20 protein-coding genes are annotated in these 20,055 nt (G+C 60.8%); 13 read left to right on the forward strand and 7 right to left on the reverse strand.

All coding sequences use genetic code 11. The annotated features are described in order from the left end of the window. Positions 1–3 precede the first annotated feature (3 nt). A complete protein-coding gene (locus ACODR9_RS09085) occupies positions 4–402 on the forward strand; it encodes a type IV pilin protein (protein WP_488808929.1) in 399 nt (132 codons plus the stop codon). Between the two features lie 127 nt (positions 403–529). Here the strand turns inward: ACODR9_RS09085 and yiaY are convergent, their stop codons facing one another. Then, positions 530–1,681, reverse strand: coding sequence for an L-threonine dehydrogenase (gene yiaY, locus ACODR9_RS09090; protein ID WP_488808930.1), 1,152 nt, complete (start codon positions 1,679–1,681; stop codon positions 530–532). 640 nt (positions 1,682–2,321) lie between these two features. On the opposite strand from yiaY, the gene gabT reads away from it, so the two are divergent. From gabT to ACODR9_RS09105, 3 genes are all read left to right on the forward strand, one after another. Beyond that, complete coding sequence (gene gabT, locus ACODR9_RS09095; RefSeq protein WP_488808931.1) at positions 2,322–3,587, forward strand: 4-aminobutyrate--2-oxoglutarate transaminase; 1,266 nt, start codon at positions 2,322–2,324, stop codon at positions 3,585–3,587. A 214-nt stretch (positions 3,588–3,801) separates the two neighbouring features. Then, positions 3,802–5,202 (forward strand): GABA permease, encoded by a 1,401-nt coding sequence (gene gabP / locus ACODR9_RS09100; protein ID WP_488808933.1) that lies wholly within the window; start codon positions 3,802–3,804, stop codon positions 5,200–5,202. A 381-nt stretch (positions 5,203–5,583) separates the two neighbouring features. Next, positions 5,584–6,249, forward strand: coding sequence for a YiaD family glycine zipper/OmpA-like lipoprotein (locus ACODR9_RS09105; RefSeq protein ID WP_488808934.1), 666 nt, complete (start codon positions 5,584–5,586; stop codon positions 6,247–6,249). Between the two features lie 84 nt (positions 6,250–6,333). Here ACODR9_RS09105 and ACODR9_RS09110 read toward each other — a convergent pair whose 3' ends face one another. Then, a complete protein-coding gene (locus ACODR9_RS09110; RefSeq protein WP_488808935.1) occupies positions 6,334–7,254 on the reverse strand; it encodes a LysR family transcriptional regulator in 921 nt (306 codons plus the stop codon). A gap of 320 nt (positions 7,255–7,574) precedes the next feature. Between ACODR9_RS09110 and ACODR9_RS09115 the strand changes: the two genes are divergently transcribed. The 4 genes from ACODR9_RS09115 (at position 7,575) to nikR (ending at position 11,479) form a co-directional block, all read left to right on the forward strand. Further along, positions 7,575–8,978, forward strand: a complete 1,404-nt coding sequence (locus ACODR9_RS09115) for an NAD(P)/FAD-dependent oxidoreductase (RefSeq protein ID WP_488808936.1) — start codon at positions 7,575–7,577, stop codon at positions 8,976–8,978. Positions 8,979–9,017: 39 nt separating this feature from the next. Continuing rightward, positions 9,018–9,371 carry a cupin domain-containing protein gene (locus tag ACODR9_RS09120; protein ID WP_488808938.1) on the forward strand — a complete coding sequence of 118 codons (354 nt, stop codon included), beginning with the start codon at positions 9,018–9,020 and terminating at the stop codon, positions 9,369–9,371. Between the two features lie 48 nt (positions 9,372–9,419). Continuing rightward, a complete protein-coding gene (locus tag ACODR9_RS09125) occupies positions 9,420–10,904 on the forward strand; it encodes an aldehyde dehydrogenase family protein (RefSeq protein WP_488808939.1) in 1,485 nt (494 codons plus the stop codon). A gap of 128 nt (positions 10,905–11,032) precedes the next feature. Then, the gene (nikR, locus tag ACODR9_RS09130) at positions 11,033–11,479 is read left to right on the forward strand and encodes a nickel-responsive transcriptional regulator NikR (RefSeq protein WP_488808941.1); all 447 of its coding nucleotides are present in this window, start codon (positions 11,033–11,035) and stop codon (positions 11,477–11,479) included. A gap of 7 nt (positions 11,480–11,486) precedes the next feature. Here nikR and ACODR9_RS09135 read toward each other — a convergent pair whose 3' ends face one another. The 5 genes from ACODR9_RS09135 to ACODR9_RS09155 all read right to left on the reverse strand — a co-directional run bounded on the left by ACODR9_RS09135 (position 11,487) and on the right by ACODR9_RS09155 (position 16,256). Then, on the reverse strand, positions 11,487–12,341 hold the full coding sequence (locus ACODR9_RS09135; RefSeq protein WP_488808943.1) for an energy-coupling factor ABC transporter ATP-binding protein: 855 nt from the start codon (positions 12,339–12,341) through the stop codon (positions 11,487–11,489). Next, on the reverse strand, positions 12,338–13,189 hold the full coding sequence (gene cbiQ / locus ACODR9_RS09140; protein WP_488808944.1) for a cobalt ECF transporter T component CbiQ: 852 nt from the start codon (positions 13,187–13,189) through the stop codon (positions 12,338–12,340). The genes ACODR9_RS09135 and cbiQ overlap by 4 nt, the downstream gene beginning before the upstream one ends. Then, positions 13,186–14,244 carry a cobalt transporter CbiM gene (gene cbiM, locus ACODR9_RS09145; protein ID WP_488808945.1) on the reverse strand — a complete coding sequence of 353 codons (1,059 nt, stop codon included), beginning with the start codon at positions 14,242–14,244 and terminating at the stop codon, positions 13,186–13,188. Before cbiM ends, cbiQ begins: the two co-directional genes overlap by 4 nt. A 270-nt stretch (positions 14,245–14,514) precedes the next feature. Beyond that, positions 14,515–15,534: a chorismate transformation FkbO/Hyg5 family protein gene (locus ACODR9_RS09150; RefSeq protein WP_488808946.1), complete on the reverse strand. Its 1,020-nt coding sequence runs from the start codon at positions 15,532–15,534 to the stop codon at positions 14,515–14,517. A gap of 29 nt (positions 15,535–15,563) precedes the next feature. Continuing rightward, on the reverse strand, positions 15,564–16,256 hold the full coding sequence (locus tag ACODR9_RS09155; RefSeq protein WP_488808947.1) for a phosphatase PAP2 family protein: 693 nt from the start codon (positions 16,254–16,256) through the stop codon (positions 15,564–15,566). Positions 16,257–16,507: 251 nt separating this feature from the next. Here ACODR9_RS09155 and ACODR9_RS09160 point away from each other — a divergent pair, with 251 nt between their 5' ends. From ACODR9_RS09160 to ACODR9_RS09180, 5 genes are read left to right on the forward strand one after another with little or no spacing between them, the layout of a single operon-like run. Next, a complete protein-coding gene (locus ACODR9_RS09160) occupies positions 16,508–16,798 on the forward strand; it encodes a phosphopantetheine-binding protein (protein WP_488808948.1) in 291 nt (96 codons plus the stop codon). Next, positions 16,795–17,451, forward strand: a complete 657-nt coding sequence (locus ACODR9_RS09165) for a COG4648 family protein (protein WP_488808950.1) — start codon at positions 16,795–16,797, stop codon at positions 17,449–17,451. Before ACODR9_RS09160 ends, ACODR9_RS09165 begins: the two co-directional genes overlap by 4 nt. A gap of 32 nt (positions 17,452–17,483) precedes the next feature. Next, complete coding sequence (locus tag ACODR9_RS09170; protein ID WP_488808951.1) at positions 17,484–18,830, forward strand: AMP-binding protein; 1,347 nt, start codon at positions 17,484–17,486, stop codon at positions 18,828–18,830. Position 18,831: 1 nt separating this feature from the next. Next, a complete protein-coding gene (locus tag ACODR9_RS09175; RefSeq protein WP_488808952.1) occupies positions 18,832–19,131 on the forward strand; it encodes an ApeI family dehydratase in 300 nt (99 codons plus the stop codon). Continuing rightward, complete coding sequence (locus ACODR9_RS09180; RefSeq protein WP_488808953.1) at positions 19,128–20,045, forward strand: lysophospholipid acyltransferase family protein; 918 nt, start codon at positions 19,128–19,130, stop codon at positions 20,043–20,045. The genes ACODR9_RS09175 and ACODR9_RS09180 overlap by 4 nt, the downstream gene beginning before the upstream one ends. Positions 20,046–20,055: the final 10 nt, after the last annotated feature.

Below are 20,055 nucleotides of genomic sequence, written 5' to 3' on the forward strand. Positions count from 1 at the left end.
GCTATGAACAAGCAGCAGGGTTTTACCTTGATCGAACTGGTTATTGTGGTGGCGATTGTCGGTATTCTGGCCGCCATTGCCTATCCGTCTTACACCCAGCATGTCATCAAGGGTAACCAGGCGGCCGCCAAGGCCAATCTGGTAGAAAATGCCCATTACATGGCGCGCTGGTATGCGGAAAAGGGCAGCTACGCCTCGGCTACTCTGCCTCTGACCACCGCGCCCAGCAATGGCACCACCTTATACAATATTGCCGCCAGCGGTACTACCACGGATACCTTCTCCTTGGTAGCCACGCCGGTGAACGGTATGTCGCAGGCCGGTACGGAAACCATTTCGGTGGATCAGGACGGCAATATCCTGTATTGCAGTCAAACCAGCACCGGCAGCTGCCATCAGTAAATCCTGATACGCCACAGTGCGGCTGCTTGTCCATTGACGGTGACCCAAACAAAACCGCCAGCCTTTACGGGCTGGCGGTTTTGCATTCACCCTCCGCCCTTGCAGGGCGGGCTATTCCTGCCGGGGCTTACATGGCCCCTTCGAAAATGCTTTCAATCTCAGCCTGGCTGGCTTTGCGCGGATTGGTCAGGCCGCAGGCATCTTGCAGGGCATTGCGTGCCAGCAGGGGAATGTCTTCTCGCTTTACGCCCAGTTCGCTCAGCGAGGACGGGATGCCGATGTCGGCAGCCAGCTTGCGGATGGCCACCAGGCAGGCCTTGGCACCGGCTTCTGCAGTGAGGCCGCTGGTGTTGACCCCCATGGCGACGGCGACGTCGGACAGGCGCGCAGCAGATGTCTGCACATTGAACGCTTCCACATGCGGCAGCAGCAGGGCATTGCATACCCCGTGCGGCAAGTCGTATACCCCGCCCAACTGGTGTGCCATCGCATGCACATAACCCAGCGAAGCATTATTGAACGCCATGCCCGCCAGGAATTCGGCATAGGCCATCTGTTCGCGTGCTTCCAGATTTTTGCCGTTTTCCACTGCCACGCGCAGGTACTGGGAAATCAGCGACACTGCTTTTAGCGCGCAGGCATCCGTGATGGGGGTGGCTGCGGTGGAAACATAAGCTTCGATAGCATGGGTGAGGGCATCCATGCCGGTGGCCGCAGTCAGGCCCTTGGGTTTGGCGATCATCAGGTCCGGGTCGTTGACTGACAGGATGGGAGTGACATTGCGATCGACAATGGCCATTTTTACGTGGCGTGCCTCGTCGGTGATGATGCAAAAGCGGGTCATCTCGCTGGCTGTGCCTGCCGTGGTATTGATGGCCACCAGCGGCAGTTGCGGTTTTTTCGAGCGATCCACCCCTTCGTAGTCGGCAATTTTCCCGCCATTGGCGGCGACCAGTGCAATGCCCTTGGCGCAGTCATGGGGAGACCCGCCGCCCAGTGAAATGACAAAGTCGCATTTCTTGTCCTGCAGCACCGCCAGGCCGGCTTCGACATTGGCAATGGTCGGGTTGGGCTTGGCTCCGGCAAAGATGGTGGCCTGGATATCGCACTCGGCCAGCAGCTTCTGGATACGACCCGCCACACCGATTTCGTCCAATACCTTGTCGGTAACAATCAGCGCATGGCGAAAGCCATAGGCCTGGATGGACTGGATGGCGTCTTTCAGGCAACCGGCACCCATGACGTTGACAGCAGGAATAAAGAAAGTCGTGGTGGTCACTGTGTTATCTCCTTGTTTGACAGGCCGGCCTCGTGGCTGGGCCAGCCCGGACTGCAGGCTAGAACAACATGGATTGCATGACGGCAAAGTCACGCTTGCAGCCTATAGCGCCTGGGCCTGGCTTCCCATTCGACTTTAGTTGCACGTTTTTCTACGCATTGCCAGCGTGCTGATTTTAGGTTTTGTCGACATTTTTTCCGGCTGACAGGCAGGGCAAGTGCAGGTGTTCTGGTGCGCATGCGTGTTCATGTTCACGCCTGTGTTTGTGCTGCGAAGTGGCTTGCAATTGGCATTTAACTTCACATAAAGGCAGTTGCCGGAAAGCGCCTGCCCTGACCTGCATTTGCCTGAAAAATGATGCTTTTTTGTCAAAATCAATGCGTTTTTTCAATCTCTATCAATAAGAAATTTCATTCTTTATTCAATGGCTTGGCTTGAATTTGACGAGGGCAGGGGTGGAGCTGGTATGTTTAAAATAATATTCATTGTGGCGTTTTGTTAAACGCGTGATTAGAATTGGTTTGCCGAGATGCAATGGAAAATCCAGTTGATACAAGGATTTGACAGCTTTGGATACTGTAGCCAGGTATCGACTGTTTAAAAAATTGCCACTCGTTTTGTCAATGACAGGAGAAACAGCATGAGCAACAAGGACCTGATGCAACGCAAGGCGGATGCAACCCCGCGTGGCGTGGGCGTCATGTGTACTTTTTTTGCCGACAAGGCCAAAAACGCTGAAGTATGGGATGTGGAAGGCAATCGCTACATCGACTTCGCCGGCGGCATTGGCGTACTGAATACCGGCCATCTGCACGCCAAGGTGCAGGCTGCCGTGGCCGAGCAGCTCAATCGCTTCAGCCATACCTCGTATTCCATCATTCCCTACGAATCCTATGTCAGCGTGGCTGAAAAGCTGAACCAGCTGACACCGGGCAATTTCGCCAAGAAAACCGCCTTTTTCAGCACCGGTGCCGAAGCCGTTGAAAACGCCATCAAGGTAGCGCGTGCTGCCACTGGCCGTCCGGGTGTAATCGCCTTTGGCGGTGCCTTCCATGGCCGCACCATGCTGGGCATGGCGCTGACCGGCAAGGTGGCCCCGTACAAGATCGGCTTTGGCCCCTTTGTGGGCGAGATCTACCATGCTGCCTATCCGAATGCCATGCACGGTGTGTCGGTGGAGGATTCGCTGGCCAGCATTGAAAAGCTGTTCAAGTTCGATATCGAAGCCAAGCGCGTTGCCGCCATCATCTTCGAGCCGGTTCAGGGCGAGGGTGGTTTCAATATCGCACCGACAGAGTGGGTGGTGGCACTGCGTCAGCTGTGTGATACCCACGGCATTCTGCTGATTGCCGACGAAGTGCAAGCCGGCTTTGCCCGTACCGGCAAGCTGTTTGCCATGGAGCACTACCCGGTTGCTCCTGATCTCACCACCATGGCCAAATCGCTGGCCGGTGGTTTCCCGCTGTCCGCACTGGTGGGCAAGGCCGAATACATGGATGTGTCGGCACCGGGTGCGCTGGGTGGCACCTACGCCGGTAGCCCGCTGGGCCTGGCCGCTGCCGGAGCGGTGATTGATGTCATCCGCGAAGAAAACCTGCTGGAACGTTCCAACAAGCTGGGCGACTTGCTGAAAGAAAAGCTGCACAGCCTGAAGAAAGACATTCCGCAGATTGCCGACGTGCGTGGCCTGGGCGCGATGGTTGCTGTTGAATTCAACCAGCCGGGTACTCACCAGCCGGATGCCGAGTTCACCAAGAAGGTACAGACCAAGGCGCTGGAATCCGGCCTGATCCTGCTGACCTGCGGTGTATACGGCAACGTGCTGCGTTTCCTGTTCCCCCTCACCATCGAAGACGAAATCTTCGCCGAAGCGCTGGCCAAGCTGGAAGCTGCGCTGAAGGCCTGATGCCGTATGGACGGCCATGCTGACCCTCGTGGTCGGCCTGGCTGCAGCGGCGTGCTGTAAGCACGGGCGCGCACCTCTGCTGCCTGTCGGTAGCGGCGCGGTGCCGCCGGTGTCCAAGAAGTAATGTGGGTCATTTCCAAGCAACAAAAAACAATAAAACGACATGACTGGCGGACCTGCTCCCCGTGGGCTGCCGGTTTTGGGAGAATCTTTCATGAGTGCTTCATCACAAAGCTTGAGCCACGGGCTCAAGCAACGCCACGTCACCATGTTGTCCATTGCTGGTGTGATTGGCGCTGGTTTGTTTGTTGGCTCCGGCCACGCCATTGCCGAAGCGGGCCCCGCCGTGTTGCTGGCGTATGGCATGGCCGGCCTGCTGGTGGTGCTGGTTATGCGCATGCTGGGTGAAATGGCGGTTGCCGCGCCGGATACCGGCTCGTTTTCCACCTATGCCGACCGTGCCATCGGGCACTGGGCCGGTTACATCATCGGCTGGCTGTACTGGTGGTTCTGGGTGCTGGTAATTCCGCTGGAAGCCAATGCCGCTGCCACCATCCTGCATGCCTGGTTTGCCAGCGTGCCAATGTGGAGCTTTGCCCTGAGCATTACCGTTCTGCTCACCATTACCAACCTGTTTAGCGTGAAGAACTACGGCGAGTTCGAGTTCTGGTTTGCGCTGGTCAAAGTGGTTGCCATCGTGGCCTTCCTGGCCGTGGCCGGTGCCGCCATGTTTGGTCTGATTCCGGGCAGCCAGGTTAGTGGCACCGCCCGTTTGTTTGATCATGGCGGCTTTATGCCCAATGGCTTTGGCGCGGTGCTGGGTGCCATGCTCACCACCATGTTTACCTTCCTGGGTACCGAAATCGTCACCATCGCGGCGGCTGAGTCGGACAATCCGCAACAGCAAATCACCAAGGCCACCAACTCGGTGGTATGGCGGATCAGCCTGTTCTACCTGGGTTCCATCTTTGTGGTAACCGCCCTGGTGGCCTGGAACGACCCGCAACTGGCTGCTCTGGGTTCCTACCAGCGCACCTTGCAGCTGATTGGCATTCCCAATGCCAAGGCCATTGTTGACGTGGTGGTGCTGGTCTCGGTAGCAAGCTGCCTGAACTCCGCGCTGTATACCGCCTCGCGCATGCTGTACTCGCTGTCCAGCCGTGGCGATGCCATCAAGATGTTTGGCGATATCGCCCCCAACGGCACGCCGCAAAAGGCAGTGCTGGGCTCCATGGTGGTGGGCTTCATGACCGTGATTGCCAACTACCTGATGCCCAAGGAAGTGTTCGACATCCTGCTGGCCACCTCCGGCACCATCGCACTGCTGGTGTATCTGGTGATTGCCATTTCCCAGCTGCGCATGCGTCAGCGCATGGAAGCCAATGGCGAAACCCCGGCCTTCCGCATGTGGATGTTCCCGGTGCTCACCTGGATTGTGATTGTGTTTATCTGTGCCGTGGTGGTGCTGATGGCCATCCGTCCGGAACACCAGGTAGAAGTGATCAGCACCGGCGCGCTGTCGCTGGCCTTGCTGGTAGTGGGCTGGGTGCGCTCGCGCATGTATGGCACACCGTGGATGGGCTCGCGTGCAGCCAAGGTGGTCACGCAGTCCTGATCCTGACTGTTTGCCGGGCGTGTTGCCCGGCCAACTCCCTTCCTTTGCCCTGTTCGACCCAGAGCATTACTTCCGCCCCCGTCAGGGGGCTTTTTTTATGCAGGGATTAGCCGCGTGTACTTTTGCTTACACAAGGCACACGTTTGCTTACACGTCAGGTTTGTCAGCAGTTCTATAATATGAATTAAATTAAACCGACGTGTCGCAACCAGTGTCCGACCGTTAGTGAACTTGTCAGCGTCCGGGCTGCCAGAAGCAGATGCCTGAAATATGCCAGATGGCACCTTGCCATGTAGCTGCTGCTCCATGGCGGCAAGCGGCCATCGGCCCGGACCCAACCCTGGCGGTGTGAGATGCACACACCGCAACGAGGAGATCACGATGAAAAACCTGATGACTACCCTGGTGGCTGTTGCCATCGCCTCTGCCAGCCTGAGCGGTTGCGCCAATATGAGCGAAACCCAGCAAACCACCGGTACCGGTGCTGCGGTGGGGGCGGGGGTTGGTGCCTTGCTGGGCGCGCTGACTGCCGGTGGCCATACCGGCCGCAGTGCAGTAACCGGTGCTGCCGTGGGTGCGGCCTTGGGCGCAGGTGGTGGTTATCTGTGGTCGCAGCATATGCAAAAGCAGAAAGAGGCGATGGAAAAAGCCTCGCAAGGCACTGGCGTCAGCGTAAGCCAGACCGCCGACAACCAGCTCAAGCTGAATATTCCGAGCGACGTGTCGTTTGACTCCGGCCGTTACGACATCAAGCCCAACCTGCGCCCGGTGCTGGATCGCTTTGCCACCACCCTGCAGCAAAACCCGGTCACCACCGTGCGCATTGTCGGCCATACCGACAACACCGGCAGCGATGCCATCAACAACCCGCTGTCGGTCAACCGCGCCAGTGCCACCCGCGACTATCTGGTGAGCCATGGTGTAGCGGCCAACCGCATCAGCATCGACGGCATGGGCTCGCGTCAGCCTGTTGCCGACAACAGCACCCTGGCTGGCCGTGCCGCCAACCGCCGTGTGGAAATCTTTGTTGGTGAAGCTGGCAAGTAAGCCGTCATCCACAGCGCAAGCAATATGCAGTCAGCAAAAAGCCCCCGCAAGGGGGCTTTTGCATGTCAGCTACACACCACACATTCAGGCGTTACGGCTTTGTTCCAGTGATTGCAGGAAGTACTCCAGCACCAGATTGGGCCGCCGCCCCTTGCGCATGGCCACGTTCAGCGGGATGTCGTAGCAGAACTGGGTTGGGTGCAAGGGCCGCAGCACGCCTTGCGCCACCCAGCCAGCGGCAAAGTGATTCGGCAAAAAGCCGATGTAGCTGCCGGTGAGAATCAAAAAGGCAATGCCTTCCCGGTCGGAGGCGGTGGCGGTGCAGTTAAGCGCATGATGTTGCGCCATGGCCTCCACCGTCAGCCGGTAGTTGGGGGCGATGGCTTCGGCGCTGCGTAGCTCGGCCTCGCTGATGTCGCTATCGGCACGGGCAAAGAAAGGGTGCTCGCGGCTGCAGTACAGCAGCGAATGTTCTTCGTACAGTGGCAGGTAGTCCAGCCCGGACAGCGGATTGATCAGCGGCACCACGCCCACGTGCAGGTGGCCGTCCTGCACGCCCAGTTCAATTTCGCTGGGGGTGGTCATGGAAATATTGATGCGCACCCCCGGCCCGCGTGCGCTCAGCGACTTGAGCGCATGGGTCAGATGCATGTGCGACTGGGTGACCAGGTTGTTGATGATGCCGATGTTCAGCTCGCCGCGCAGCTGATGGTGCAGTTGGTTCACCTCGGTGCGGAATTCCTCGATGGCCGACAGCATGGTCTGGCTGGCATGCAGCACGGCACGGCCTTCATCGGTGAGCGCAAAACCGGCCCGGCCACGCTGGCACAGGCAGATGCCCAGCCGCTTTTCCAGATCGCCCATGTGCAGGCTGATGGCGGAACGGCTGATGCCCAGCACACTTTCAGCGGCGGAAAAGCTGCCGCATTCCACCACGGTTTTGAACAGGCGCAACAGGCGGATATCAAAATCGCTAACCTGGGCGAGAGATTTTTTTTTGCTCATCAGTTGAGTATTTTTGAAACTGAAGGTAAGAAATTCAGGATTTATCTCAACATATCACCTGGTTCAAGCTATGCCAAGCAACACACTGCCCAGCCGGATTGCGGTGCGGGACAGTTGTTGCATGGTGTGGGGCTGCGCAGTGCTACCGGGCTATCCGCCATTGTGTCGGCCGCTGTCCCGTCTGCGGTCTGTGCTGCTTTCATGGCACAGGTCTTGCAGGCCGGGTGTCGGCATCGCATGATCGATACCGCGCTTGCCCGCCCGTGCAGCGTCGCGTGTCTCTCCCGTGAACTGTCCCATGCCCAAGGAATATCTGTTTTATGCCGCAAATCGTGTTTGAACGTGAGGCACCGCAACAAGCGCTAATCGACGCCGCGCTGGCTGGCAGCGTCAACCGCCCGTTCTGGGGCGACGATGTGGCGCATCTGCGCCGCAGTTTCCCCCCGCTGCAAGGCAAGGCCAGTACCGATCTGGCCATTGTCGGCGGCGGTTTTCTCGGCCTGTGGAGCGCCATTCTGGCCAAGGAGCGCAATCCGTCGCGCTCTGTCACCCTGCTGGAAGGCCGTCAGGTGGGCTGGGCTGCGTCCGGCCGCAACGGCGGTTTTTGCGAAGCCAGCATCACTCATGGCGAGGAAAACGGCCAACAACGCTGGCCGGAGGAAATGGCCGAGCTGGATGCCCAGGGTTTGCAGAACCTGGATGAAATCGAAGCCACCATCCGTCGCTATGGCATTGAGTGTGACTTCGAGCGTACCGGCGTGCTGGTGGTGGCAGTAGAACCCTATCAGGACGAGCAACTGCGTGGCGAAGGCTATATGGATGCCGCGCAAATCCGCGCCGAGCTGAATTCGCCCACCTTTCTGTCCGGCATCTGGGAAAAAGACAGCACGGCGATGATTCACCCCGGCAAGCTGGTGCTGGAACTGGCGCGGGTGGCGGTTGAGCTGGGCGTGCAGATTCACGAACAATCCGCCGTCACCACGCTGGATAGCCGTGGCAACCGCGTGCGGCTCTGCACGGCTGCGGGCGAGCTGGATGCCGCCCGCGTGGTGCTGGCCACCAATGCTTTTCCTTCGCTGCTCAAGCGTTATCGCTGGCACACCATCCCGGTGTACGACTATGTACTGATGAGCGAGCCGCTGAGCGCAGAACAACTGGCGTCCATCGGCTGGCAGCACCGGCAAGGCATTGCCGACATGGCCAACCAGTTTCATTACTACCGCATCACCCGCGACAACCGCATCCTGTTTGGCGGTTACGATGCCGTCTACAACTTTGGCGGCAAGGTAGATGATGGCTACGACGACCGCCCGGCCTCGTTCACCCGGCTGGCCAGTCACTTCTTTACTACCTTCCCGCAACTGGCCGGGCTGCGTTTCAGCCACCGCTGGGGCGGGGCCATCGATACCTCCACCCGCTTCTGCGCCTTTTTTGCGCTGGCGCGTGGCGGCAAGGTGGCCTATGCCGCCGGTTTTACCGGCCTGGGCGTGGGGGCCACCCGTTTTGCCGCCAATGTGCTGCTGGACAAGCTGGACGGGCTGGACACGCCGCGTACCCGGCTGCGCATGGTGCGTGAGATACCGCCGCCGTTTCCGCCAGAGCCGCTGACCTATGTTGCGGTACAGGCCACGCGTTGGTCGCTGAACCGTGCCGACCACAACCATGGCAAGCGCAACCTGATGCTGCGCACCATGGATGCGCTGGGTCTGGGTTTCGACTCCTGAATCTGTTCGCCCCCTGTTTAAGAATCAAAGGAAGCAAGCATGTCCAATCCCTTTGCCCTGCTGGCCAATCACAGCGTGGATGCCACGCGTGTTGCGCTGGAATACCGCGATGTTCCGGCTGATCAGATCATTACCGGCCCGGCCCGTGTCGGCACTGCCGAACTGGGCCAGTTGCACGGTTGCAGCATCGGCGTGTGGGAAATGTCGCCCAGCGTCACCACCGATGTGGAAGTGGATGAATTCTTCATCGTGCTGTCCGGCAAGGCCAGCGTACAGTTTGCCGATGGCCGCCCGGCGCTGGAATTGCAGCCCGGCACCGTGGGCCATCTGGCCGCCGGTACCGCCACCACCTGGGTGGTGACGCAAACACTGCGCAAAATCTACATCGCCTGAGCGGCACAGACCGCCCGGCACAACAATACCAAGGCAGGAGGAAGAAACATGCAAGTGCGCAACAACTACATCAATGGCCGTTGGCAAGCCTCGGTCAGCGGCGCTACCCGCGAAGTCATCAACCCGTCCAATGGCGAGGTGATTGCCCTGGTTACCGACAGCGTGGCCGAGGACAGCAAGCAGGCGATTGCCGCTGCACGTCATGCCTTTGACCGTGACGGCAGCTGGCGGCGCATGGCCGGGCCCAAGCGCGCCGACATGCTGCTGCGCATTGCCGATGCCATTGCCGCCCGCGCCGACGAACTGGCGGTGATGGACACGCTGGACAATGGCAAGCCGCTGCGCGAGGCGCGCTGTGATGTGGACGATGCCGTGGCCTGCTTCCGTTATTACGCCGGGCTGATCACCAAGCCGCAGGGCGGAGTGTATGAAGTCAGCGACGGCTTTGGCCCGATGCATGCTTATTCCATGCACGAGCCGGTAGGCGTGTGCGCGCTGATCACGCCGTGGAACTACCCCTTGCTGATGGCCACCTGGAAGCTGGCCCCGGCGCTGGCGGCGGGCAACTGCGTGGTGTTCAAGCCCAGCGAAGTCACCCCGCTGTCGGCGGTGGCGCTGTTTGAAATCTTTGATGCCGTCGGCCTGCCGGCCGGTACCGCCAACCTGGTGCTGGGCAGCGGCCCGGCTGCCGGGCAAGAGCTGGCCGCCAGCTTTGATGTAGACATGATTACCTTCACCGGCAGCACCCGCACCGGGCAAACCATTGCCGCCGCAGCGGTGGGCAATCTGAAAAAAGTGGGACTGGAGCTGGGTGGCAAGTCGCCCAACATCATTTTTGCCGATGCCGATCTGGAAGGTGCGGTGGAATGGGCCATGATAGGCGTGTTCTTCAATCAGGGCGAAGTGTGTTCGGCCGGTTCGCGCATCCTGATTGAAGCAAGCATCAAGGACCGCTTTGTTGCCCGCTTGGCCGAACGTGCCAATGCCATCACCATTGCGCCGGGTATGAAAGACGCCGACATGGGCGCGATTGTGTCAGCCGCGCAGCTGGAAAAGGTGCTGGGCCATATCGAACGCGCCAAGCAGCAGGGTGCCACGCTGGTATGTGGTGGCGCGCGCTATGTCGAGGGTGAATGCGCCAAGGGTTACTTCGTGCGGCCCACCATCTTCGACAATTGCACCCGCGACATGGACATCGTGCGCGAAGAAGTATTCGGCCCGGTGGTGGCCATCCAGACCTTCACCACGGAAGCCGAGGCCATCGCCATGGCCAATGACACGCCTTACGGCTTGGCCGGTGGGGTATTCACCACTGATGGCGCCCGTGGGCTGCGGGTGGTGAAGGAAATCCGTGCCGGTGTCACCTGGATCAACTGCTACAACCCCACCTTTAACGAAGCACCGTGGGGCGGCTACAAGATGAGCGGCTATGGCCGCGATCTGGGCGTCAACGGCCTGCAGGAATACCAGCAGGTGAAGCAGGTGAGCATTAATCTGCAACCGGGCCTGGTGGGCTGGTATCCGCAGCGCTAGTACGGCTGAGGGGCTGGTGATGACGGGGGCGAGGGCGGCATGCATCGTCCCCGCTGTCTTTTCCCCAGCCGGATGCCTGCGCCTTGCACTTCCTCTGCTATGCTCTTGCCCTGTTTCCGGAGACAAGCATGCAACGATTGACCATTTCGCTCAGCGACGAGCTGGCGCAGGCATTTGATGAATTAATGGCCCGGCGCGGCTACAGCAGCCGTTCCGAGGCGGTACGCGACATGCTGCGCCGTGAATTGGGCGAGGATAATCTGGCTGGCGAGACGGGTGGCCCCTGCGTGGCGGTGCTTAGCTATGTGTTCGATCACCACGAACGCCAGTTGTCATCGCGGCTGACCGGCTTGCAGCATGATCATCACGATCTGGCCGTGGCCACCATGCATGCACATATCAGCCACGATGACTGCATCGAAACGGTGATCCTGCGTGGCGACAGCGGCGAGGTGGAGCGCTTTGCCCGTTCGGTTATTGCCGAAACCGGCGTGCGTCACGGCCAGGTGCAGCTGATTCCGGTTAAGCCTGCCGCGCACAGCGGCACACTGTATCGCCGCAAGCCATCCTCCTGAGCGCTGCTCAGCCCTGCCGTCGGCCCCACTGGCGATAGGTGCTGCGCGGGCCGGCATGGCTGTGCTGATGGCCGTGGGCGTGTGGATGGCTGTGCACCTGTCCATCGGCATGCCGGTGCGGGTGCGCATGCAGCAAATGGCTGCGCGCCAGCAGCGCGTGGTCGGCCAGGATTTCCTGCGGGCTGCCTTGCGCCAGCAAGCGGCCTTCGGCCAGCACGATGACGTGATCGGCAATGTCGGCCACGCTGTCCAGATCGTGCGTTGCGGTAATGATGGTGCGGCCATTGCCCTTGCTCTCCAGCAAGAAGCGCAGCACCTCGCTCTGGCTGGCCGGGTCCAGTGCGGCGGTCGGCTCGTCCAGCAGCAATACTTCCGGCTGCATGATCAGCACCGAGGCCAAGGCCACCCGCTTGCGTTCCCCACCGGACAGCCGGTGCGGCGCGCGCTGCTGCAGATGGCTGATGCCAAATTGCTGCAAGGTGGCGGCAATGGCGGCGCGAATGTCCTGCTCTGGCCAGCCCAGTTGCAGCGGGCCGAAGGCCAGCTCGTCGAATACCGTGGGATTGAACAGCTGCACGTCCGGGTTCTGGAATACCAGCCCCACCCGGCGGCGGAAGGCATAGTGGCGCGCATCCTCCGCCAGCGCCGCTTCGCTCAGCACTTCGCCAAAGGCGCGCACCTCGCCTTGCTGGGCAAAATACAGGCCGTCCAACAGGCGTAGCAGGGTGGATTTACCCGAGCCATTGGCCCCCAGCAGGGCAAGCCGGCTGCCAGCGGGGATATCCAGCGTCAGTTCATGCAGCGCCGTGTGCTGCTGGTAGCGGTAGCTGACCTGTTGCAGGCTGAAAACCGGTGTGCTCATGCGTGAGTCCAGACAATCAAAAAGGGGAGGGCGCTGGCCAGCAGCAGGGCGCACCAGTCACGTTTGCGGGTGTGAAAACTGTGTAGCAGGTAGATATCCCCGCGATAAGCACGCGACACCATGGCCAGATGCACATCGCTGCTGAGCTGGAACGCCTTGCCCAGCAGCACGCCGCCACTGCTGGCCACCAACTGGCGTGCCATGCGGCCGGAGGGCGCTGCCACCATGCGGCTGCGCCGGGCTTCAAACATCTGGCTGGCGGTTTGCAACAGCACAAAAACATAGCGATGAGTCATGCCCAGCAGGGCCACCAGCAGCACCGGCACGCCCAGGCTGCGCATGGCCTTGAGCACGTGCATCCACGGTGTGCTCAGCATCAGCAGCAGGGCAAAACTGGCGGATACCTCGGCCCGGCCCAGCAGCAGGGCCGCACTGAGCAGCCCCTGGCGGCTGACATGCCAGCCCAGTAAGGGCAGGGTAAACAGTGTCTCGCCCGGCACCAGAAACAGCGCTGGCAAGGCCAGCACACCGCTGAACAGCAGCACGCTCAGCCAGGCCTGGCGATACAGCTGGCGCAGTGAAACCTGCGAGCAATGCGCCAGCTGTACGGCCAGCGCCAGTAATAGCAACAGGCTGGTTAACTGGTGCGCCAGCAAGGTGGCGCTGAGCATGGCCAGCAGCGATAGCAGCTTGATGCGCGGATCCAGTTGCTGCAGCAGGCCCTGGCGTGTGCTGAGTGACTCGGCGTCCAGTGCATGCTCCATCACCTGTTGCAGGCCATGCACCATGCGTTCCGCCACATTACCGCGATGGCGGTGGCCCGCCTTCAGAAAAGACTGTTCGCTCACTGTGGCAGGCCGCGCTTGCCAGCCAGCTGCGATAACAGCAGCAGGCTCAGCAGGATCAGTCCGGCCCCAAACAGGGCCGACAGCACGTAGCCGAAGCCCGCACTGTGGATAAAGGCTGGTGCATAGTCAGGAAAGGGGGCAGACCACAATCCGGCCAGCTTGGCCAAGCCTTCCGGTGCGGCTTGCGGCAGTGCATGCAGGCCGGAGGCATGGATGATTTCCTGCCGTGCCGTCGGATCGGCAAAGTCTTCTGCCGCCCATTCACCCCAGGCGGTACCGGCTGCCAGCAAACCCAGTGGCGACAGGATCATCAGCCCGGCCAGCCCGTACCAGAGCGAACGTGCGCTGCGGCCACGGCTGGCGGACTGCCCGTCAAGGCCAGCCTGTCCAGCCAGCAGTTCTGGCTGGGAGCGTTGCAAATAGGCCACCAGGCCTGCTGTCAGTAGCATCTCCGCCAGGCCGGCAAAGCTCAGATGGCCGATCATCATGGCCGGAATGGCCACAGACAACGGATAGGGCGCATACAGCGGTGTGCCGCTGGCGTCGTGAAACAGCATGGGCTGCACGCCAAATTCGATGGCGGTCAGCAAGGCGGCGGCATTGATGGCCAGATAACCGGCAGCCCCGGCGGCCAGCACGCGGCGGCGCGAGGACAGGCTGGCCCCGGCAGACAGCAGGCGGTAAACGCCCCAGGCCACCAGTGAGCCCACCACCGCCATATTCAGGCTGTTGGCACCAAAGCTGCTGATGCCGCCATCACCAAAAAACAGTGCCTGAATCAGCAGGGCAAGCGATACCGCGATGATGGAAGCCCACGGCCCCAGCACGATGCTGGCAATCGCCATGCCCACGGCATGGCCGCTGGTGCCGCCGGGCAGTGGCAGGTTGAACATCATGATGACAAAGCAAAACGCGGAAAACACGGCAAACAGCGGCACCAGCCGGGTATGCAGCAGCCGCTTGGCGCGCTGGTAGGCCAGCAACCAGAAGGGAAGGGCGACGGCGTAGGCCAGGGCGCAGGTAGAGGGGCTGAGATAACCGTCGGGGATATGCATGGGGCTGTCTTTCTGATGCTGGGCAGAGGGTGCTTGCGTATGATTATTTTTTAAAATGTATGAAATCTTAGCAAGAGTCATGCCATCTGTCATGTGTTCCGCCTGCCGGGCTAGAAGATGGACCGGCTGGTGGCAGCGCGGCTGGCAATGGCATGGAAAGCAGCACTGCCAGGGTGACAAGCAACTGTGCACTTGTGCTGGAAACTGGGTAGTGACTGACCGGCACGGCGTGCTTGCCTGCCCCGGCTTGGGCGGGGGCAGGCGATTAAGCTAGCGGCGCGGTCTGAAACCCTGGGCTTCAATCTCCACCAGCAAGTCTGCCCGGCAGATGTCTGCCTGCACATAGACGGCACGGCTGTCATCGCCCACACACTGCAAGAAGGCGGCGCGCACCGCCGGGTAGTCGGCGGCATGGCGGATATAAACCCGGTAGTCCAGCTGTTGCAGGGTGAAGGCGGCGGCATGCTGACGCTTGGCCTCATCCAGCAGGATGGCGATATTGGCAAAGGTTTCGCGGGTTTGCGCGGCCACGTCGTCCTGATGCAGCGTGACATGCCCGACAATGCTGGCGGTGCCGGAAATAAACAGGATGTCCTCCCCCGGCTGGCTGGCCAGTGCCGCACGGCTGAACGTGGGGCTGCGCGGGCCGTATTGGCGCGGGTAGGCAAAGGCGCTGACCTGGCGCGGGTTCTCCAGCGGCAAGGCCGGGCGGGTGCTGGCCAGAAAGGCAAGGCTGACCGGACCCGCCGCCGTACCCAGTGCACAGGCCGCCGGGCTGCTGTCCACCGGGCGTGCGCAGGCGGCAAAGGCCTGATGCCGGCCGATATTGAACTGGCGGTAGCGCTCCATGCCGTCCTGCTCGGCATTGATGCGCGGAATGTAATTCCATATCCGCCACAGGTGCGGGCAGTTTTCCACAGCCAGCAAACCAAACAGCTGACGATAAGCCTGCTCGGCAAGCAGTTGCAGCGCAGATGCGTCGCCCGTGGGCTGGATGCTGCTTTCTTCCAGCGTAATCACGCCATACAGCACATCCTCTGCGGCCTTGCTGAAGTGGATGTCCCCAAACTGTCCACGCCGTATCGGCGCAGTGCTATGCCAGTACTCCTGCAGTGCGCAGGCGCTATGGCCCAGCAAGGGCATCAACACCGGCTGGGTAGGCCAGGGTTGGGCGCTGGCGGGCTGGCCGATATGGCTCATGCCGAGAATGTGCCCGGCATCTGCCGGGGCCTGGCCTGCGGCCAGTGCCGGCGTGAGCGTGGAAAACTGCAATCGGGTATCTGGGTACATGCTGCAAGCTTGCTACGGGAAAAGGTTGATCATGCGCGTGGTTGGTTGCCGGGCTGGCGGTGGTCACGATGCAGCGGCATGGCGTGGGCTTGCAAACCGGTAAGCCATGCGCTGCCTGCCCCCAGCAAGGTGCCGGCAGCCACATCCAGTGCCACATGCTGTTTGACCGCCATGGTGGAGTAGGCAATGGCCACGCACCACAGCAGGTTCAGCCACTGCAGTGCACGCGGCCAGCGCAGCGCCTGCAGCCGCCAGTGCAGCCACAGCCCGGAAAACACCGCAGTGGCCACATGCAGCGAGGGGAAGGCATTGCCAGCGGTATCCACGTTTTTCAGAAAGGCCACGCCGGGATACTGCTGCCAGTCTATGTCTGGCGGGGCAATGGCATTGGGCCAGAAATAGAAAACCAGCAGACCGGCCACGCAGGGCAGTGCCACCTTGAAGCCATAGGCGATGATCTCGCGATGCGACAGCATCAGCACCGGTGGCAAGGACACATAGGCCCACAGCGACAGATAAACCGGTAGCGCCCAGGGGTGGAAACCAACCCAGCCGTCGACGGCGGTGGTTGGCACAATGCGGACGGCCGAGGCCGGATGGCGCAGCAGATAGACATAGGCAACAAAAAACACCAGGGTAAAACCCATGGTGCCGAACATCTTGAACCAGAAGCGGGTAAGTACCGTTTCCAGTATTCTGGCTGTGCCATTGCTGTTTGTCATGCCCTCGTTCAAATCCCCTCCTATTGGCATGTTTTCATATGCAATTACATGTGAAACGTCTGATTTTTGCCCTGCTGAATACGTGAGGGTATACTCCGTCTTCATTTTTCTGATGTCTCTTGGTGCTGAATATGGGTAGGAATTATTCAGGTTTCCAAGAGATCATTCTTACGACCGGCGATGATACCGAAACTGTGTGACATTGGCGATTGCCGGCAATTCCCTTAAAACAGAAACGATTATTGCAAATCATGGAACAGCAACACTCTGCACATACCGAGCCGGACCTGGCGCTGGAAAGCGAAATCGCCGGGTTGATCGTCTCCGCCTTGAATCTTGATATCGCCGCCACCGATATTGCGCCTGAAGCACCGCTGTATGGCGATGAACTGGGAATCGACTCCATTGATATTCTGGAAATCGCCCTGGTTATGTCAAAACAATATGGCGTGCAAATGAAAGCGGATAACGAAGACAACTCCACCATTTTCGCCTCGCTGCGCAAACTGGCTGCCTATATTCGCGAGCACCGCAGCAAATGAGCCCGCGATGGCGCATCTTGCGCCTGGCTGTGCTGGCAATGGCCGGACTGCTGTATGTGGTGATGGATTATCTGGCTTCCTCATCCAATCACCCGCCGGTATATGCCGTGGTGGTGGGGGCTGCGCCGCTTACCCTGGGCCTGCTGACCGCCTGCTGGAATTCCCGCCTGCGCTGGCCGGCACTGCTGGCCTGTACTGCCGCCCTGCTGGCCGTTGTGGGTAATCTTGACCGCCTGCTGGCGCACGCCGCCTGGTTTTATCTGCTGCAGCATGCAGGCATCATGAGCGGTCTTGGCTTTATGTTTGGCAGCACGCTGCGCACCCACGAGGGGGCGCTGTGTTCGCGCATTGCCCGCATTGCGATTGCCGCACCGCTGGATGCCGCCTACTTTCACTACACCTGGAAAGTGACACTGGCCTGGACGGTTTACTTTGCCCTCTCCGCCATGCTGTCGCTCGGCCTGTTTGCACTGGCACCACTGGCCTGGTGGGCTTTTTATGCCGCAGTGCTGACGCCGGTATCGCTCGGGCTGATGTTTGGTGGTGAATACCTGATCCGCCAGTGGGTGTTGCCAGGCAGCCCGCCGTTCAGCATCGCCCAGACCATACAGTCCTATCGTAAATATTCGCAGTGCCGCGACAGTGCCGATTAGGCCGCTGCTGTGCCGTCCATGCCATTTTGCCCATGAACCTGATACCGCTTCTTCCCGATACTGACCCGACCACTGCGTTTGCCTACGTTAACGAGCAGGAAATCGACCGCGCCACCTTCCGCGCCCAGGTGCTGACCCTGGCAGCGGCCCTGCCGGCGCGCGAGCGGGTGCTCAATATGTGCGCCGACCGTTACTGGTTTGCCGTGGCGCTGTTTGCAGCCATCGCCCGCAATATGGTGACGGTATTGCCCAATTCGGCGGCACCGGAACATATCGCCGCCGTGGCGGTGGAGCAGCCGGGATTGTTGGTGCTGGGCGACCAGGCGGAATGCCCGGTGGCTGATCTGCCCTATATGCAGATCAACACCCTGCCGCCACGCATGGAGCTGGCGCAGGCCGCGCTGCCGCAGATTCCCTTCGATCAGCGCGTGGCTTGTTTGTATACCTCGGGCTCCACCGGCACGCCCCTGCCACATTTCAAAACCTTTGGCCGTCTGCGGCTGGCCATTCTGGCCGGAGCCGAGCGGGTGTGGGGTGCGGCGGGACAGGCCTGTTCGGTGGTGGGTACGGTACCCATTCGCCACATGTACGGCCTGGAATCCAGCGTGTTGCTGCCAATTTTCGCTGGTGGCCGCATGTCTGGCCGTATTCCGTTTTTCCCCGCAGACATTGCCGATGCGCTGGCCGAGATGCCCGCGCCGCGTCTGCTGGTAATCACGCCCTTCCATCTGCGCAAGCTGCTGGATGCCGACATCAGCCTGCCGGAGATTGCCGTCATTCTGTCGGCTACGGCTCCGCTGTCTGCCGCGCTGGCCGCCCAGACCCAGCAGCAACTGGGCTGTCCGGTACTGGAAATTTACGGCTCCACCGAAACCGGCCAGGTGGCCACCCGCGAAACCGCTGTGGAAACCACCTGGCAAACCTTGCAGGGCATTGCGCTGGAAATGCGCGACGACGAACTGTGGGCGGTGGGCGCGGTGTACGAGACCCCGCAAATGCTGAACGACACGGTGGAGCTGTACAGCCCGCAGCAATTCCGGCTGGTGGATCGCAAGGCCAATATGATCAATGTGGCTGGCAAGCGCAGCTCGCTGACCTTCCTGAACAACACCCTTACCAGCCTGCCCGGCGTGGTGGATGGCATGTTCTGCGTGCCCGAGCGCGGTAGCGGCGAGGAGGTGGAGCGTCTGGCGGTGTTTGTGGTGGCGCCCACGCTGGACCGCGCCGCCATTCTGGCCGGATTGCGCCAGCACCTGGATTCGGTGTTTCTGCCGCGCCACGTGGTGTTTGTTGATAGCCTGCCGCGTGACGGCAATGGCAAGATTCTGGCCCGCACCGTGCAGGCGCTGATTGCCAGCCATCTGGCCGGGCGCGACTGATATGCAGCACATCGAACTGCTGATTGCTGCCGATCATCCGGCCTATCCCGGCCACTTTCCGGGCCGCCCCATCCTGCCCGGCGTGGTGCTGCTGGATCAGGCCCAACTGGCCATCCAAGCCGCCACCGGCGTGGTGCTGACCGGCCTGGCGCTGGCCAAGTTCCACCGCCCGGTGGCACCGGGCGAGGCCTTGCAACTGGCATTTTCCATCGGCAGCGGTAACGTATCCTTTGTGATTTCCCATGCTGGCAGCAAGGTGGCGGACGGCAAGTTTGTCGTTGATACGGAGCCTGCCGCGTGAGCGAGGACAAGGACAGCCAGGCCAAGCCGCAATGGATGCAGCAGCGCGAGCGCGGCAGCCGCTTCTGGCTGCGCATCATGTCCACGCTGTCCTGCCTGCTGGGGCGGCGCTGCTCGCGGCTGGTGCTGTATGGCATTGCCGCCTATTTCGTGCTGTTTGGCGGCAAGGCGTGCCGCGCCTCGCGCCAGTATCTGGCCCGCAGCCTGGGGCGGCCAGCGCGCTGGCGCGATGTGTACCGGCATGTGCTGAGCTTTGCCACCACCATTCACGACCGTGTTTACCTGCTGCGTGACCGCTTTGATGTCTTCGACATCGACCTGTCCGGTGCCGCAGCCCTGCACCAGCATCAGGAAGGCGGTCAGGGCCTGCTGCTGTTTGGCGCGCATCTGGGCAGTTTTGAAGTGCTGCGCGCCATGGCGCGTTTTCGCCCCGACATGCAGGTGAGCATGGCGATGTATCCGGAAAACGCCCGCCAGATCAATCAGGCCTTGCATGCCATCAACCCGGCACTGGCTCCGGACATCATTCCGCTGGGCACCATGGACGCCATGCTCAAGGTGCATGCCCGGCTGGAAGAGGGCGCACTGGTCGGCATTCTGGCCGACCGTGCTGCCGGGCCGGACGAATATCTCAGCCGCATGCTGCTGGGTGCGCCAGCGCGCTTTCCCAGCGGGCCGCTGCGCATGGCCGCCATGCTCAAGCAGCCGGTGTACTTCATGGCTGGCATCTATCTGGGCGGCAACCGCTACCGGGTGCATTTTGAATTGCTGGAAGACTTTTCCGCACTTGGACGGTCACAGCGGGAGGCCGCCATGCAGGCACTGCTGGACAAATATGTGGCCGCACTGGAAAGGCATTGCCTGGCCTATCCGTACAACTGGTTCAATTTTTATGATTTCTGGGATGAAAGCTAGACAGACCATG

The sequence above is a fragment of the Aquitalea sp. FG25 genome, assembly GCF_057809375.1.

What these genes read in the sequence shown, in the direction of transcription:
- ACODR9_RS09085 (WP_488808929.1), top strand. Translation starts at nt 4, where the DNA reads ATGAACAAGCAGCAGGGTTTTACCTTGATCGAACTGGTTATTGTGGTG.
- gabT (WP_488808931.1), top strand. Translation starts at nt 2,322, where the DNA reads ATGAGCAACAAGGACCTGATGCAACGCAAGGCGGATGCAACCCCGCGT.
- gabP (WP_488808933.1), top strand. Translation starts at nt 3,802, where the DNA reads ATGAGTGCTTCATCACAAAGCTTGAGCCACGGGCTCAAGCAACGCCAC.
- ACODR9_RS09105 (WP_488808934.1), top strand. Translation starts at nt 5,584, where the DNA reads ATGAAAAACCTGATGACTACCCTGGTGGCTGTTGCCATCGCCTCTGCC.
- ACODR9_RS09110 (WP_488808935.1), bottom strand. Translation starts at nt 7,254, where the DNA reads ATGAGCAAAAAAAAATCTCTCGCCCAGGTTAGCGATTTTGATATCCGC.
- ACODR9_RS09115 (WP_488808936.1), top strand. Translation starts at nt 7,575, where the DNA reads ATGCCGCAAATCGTGTTTGAACGTGAGGCACCGCAACAAGCGCTAATC.
- ACODR9_RS09120 (WP_488808938.1), top strand. Translation starts at nt 9,018, where the DNA reads ATGTCCAATCCCTTTGCCCTGCTGGCCAATCACAGCGTGGATGCCACG.
- ACODR9_RS09125 (WP_488808939.1), top strand. Translation starts at nt 9,420, where the DNA reads ATGCAAGTGCGCAACAACTACATCAATGGCCGTTGGCAAGCCTCGGTC.
- nikR (WP_488808941.1), top strand. Translation starts at nt 11,033, where the DNA reads ATGCAACGATTGACCATTTCGCTCAGCGACGAGCTGGCGCAGGCATTT.
- ACODR9_RS09135 (WP_488808943.1), bottom strand. Translation starts at nt 12,341, where the DNA reads ATGAGCACACCGGTTTTCAGCCTGCAACAGGTCAGCTACCGCTACCAG.
- cbiM (WP_488808945.1), bottom strand. Translation starts at nt 14,244, where the DNA reads ATGCATATCCCCGACGGTTATCTCAGCCCCTCTACCTGCGCCCTGGCC.
- ACODR9_RS09150 (WP_488808946.1), bottom strand. Translation starts at nt 15,534, where the DNA reads ATGTACCCAGATACCCGATTGCAGTTTTCCACGCTCACGCCGGCACTG.
- ACODR9_RS09155 (WP_488808947.1), bottom strand. Translation starts at nt 16,256, where the DNA reads ATGACAAACAGCAATGGCACAGCCAGAATACTGGAAACGGTACTTACC.
- ACODR9_RS09160 (WP_488808948.1), top strand. Translation starts at nt 16,508, where the DNA reads ATGGAACAGCAACACTCTGCACATACCGAGCCGGACCTGGCGCTGGAA.
- ACODR9_RS09165 (WP_488808950.1), top strand. Translation starts at nt 16,795, where the DNA reads ATGAGCCCGCGATGGCGCATCTTGCGCCTGGCTGTGCTGGCAATGGCC.
- ACODR9_RS09170 (WP_488808951.1), top strand. Translation starts at nt 17,484, where the DNA reads ATGAACCTGATACCGCTTCTTCCCGATACTGACCCGACCACTGCGTTT.
- ACODR9_RS09175 (WP_488808952.1), top strand. Translation starts at nt 18,832, where the DNA reads ATGCAGCACATCGAACTGCTGATTGCTGCCGATCATCCGGCCTATCCC.